Origin of the sequence: Neokomagataea anthophila (assembly GCF_018122595.1) — a bacterium.
In the GTDB taxonomy this organism is placed as follows: Bacteria; Pseudomonadota; Alphaproteobacteria; order Acetobacterales; family Acetobacteraceae; genus Gluconobacter; species Gluconobacter anthophilus.
Genome location: NZ_JAGRQH010000025.1, coordinates 1 through 989, shown reverse-complemented (window position 1 = coordinate 989; position 989 = coordinate 1). Strand labels below are relative to the sequence as shown.

Here is a 989-nt window from a genome sequence, read left to right as displayed (position 1 = left end):
TCGACGTGTCCGCCGAATCCGAAGCGCTGTGCGGAGATGATTTTCTCAGCGAAGTTGTTGCCACTGCGTGAGCGGAAACGCGTGAACAGCGATGCGGTCATCACAGGTACGGGAACATCTTCCTCGATTGCCGCTTCGATCGACCAGCGACCTTCACCCGAGTCCGATACTTCACCTGAGAACTCAGACAGATCACCAGACTTCGCCAGTGCTTCCGCCGTCAAATCTAGCAGCCAAGAGGATACAACACTGCCACGGCGCCAGACTTCAGCAATATCTGCAACATTCAGGTCAAAGCGCTCACCTTCGGCCAGAACAGGGCTGTTCTTGCTCTTGAGCACATCAAACCCTTCCGCGAAGGCCTGCATCATCCCGTATTCGATGCCATTATGGATCATCTTCACGAAGTGACCTGAACCAGCCGGGCCACAATGCAGGTAACCCTGCTCAGCGCGCGGGTCCAGACCTTCCGCATCACGGTTCGGCGTACGTGCAACATCACCCTTACCCGGCGCCAGTGCCGCAAGGATTGGGTCAACGTAATCAGCGGCAGATTTCTCACCGCCATACATCATACAATAACCGCGCTCGAGGCCCCACACACCGCCGGACGTGCCAACATCAATGTAGGAAATCCCCTTCTCCGCCAGCGCTTTCGCACGGCGAAGGTCGTCCTTGTAGTACGAGTTCCCACCATCAATGATGATGTCACCCTCAGTCAAAAGACCACCAAGCTGCTCAATGCAGCTCTCCGTGATCGGGCCTGCCGGAAGCATAACCCAAACAACGCGGCGCTCATCACCCTTCAGCTTCGCCGTCAGGTCCTCAACGCTCGTAGCACCAACCGCACGGCCACCATCCGCACGCTCAACAATCTTCGACGTCGCTTCCGCTGAACGGTCAAACGCTACAACATCATGTGCATGACGCGTCAGGCGAACCGCTATGTTCCCGCCCATACGCCCAAGGCCAATAATCCCAATACGCAT

At 56.6% G+C, this 989-nt stretch carries 1 protein-coding gene; it reads right to left on the bottom strand.

Annotated elements, in window-relative coordinates; genetic code table 11:
• The coding region (gene gnd / locus KB213_RS11955) for a phosphogluconate dehydrogenase (NAD(+)-dependent, decarboxylating) (RefSeq protein WP_211683448.1) at positions 1–989 on the bottom strand (989 nt) is incomplete at both ends.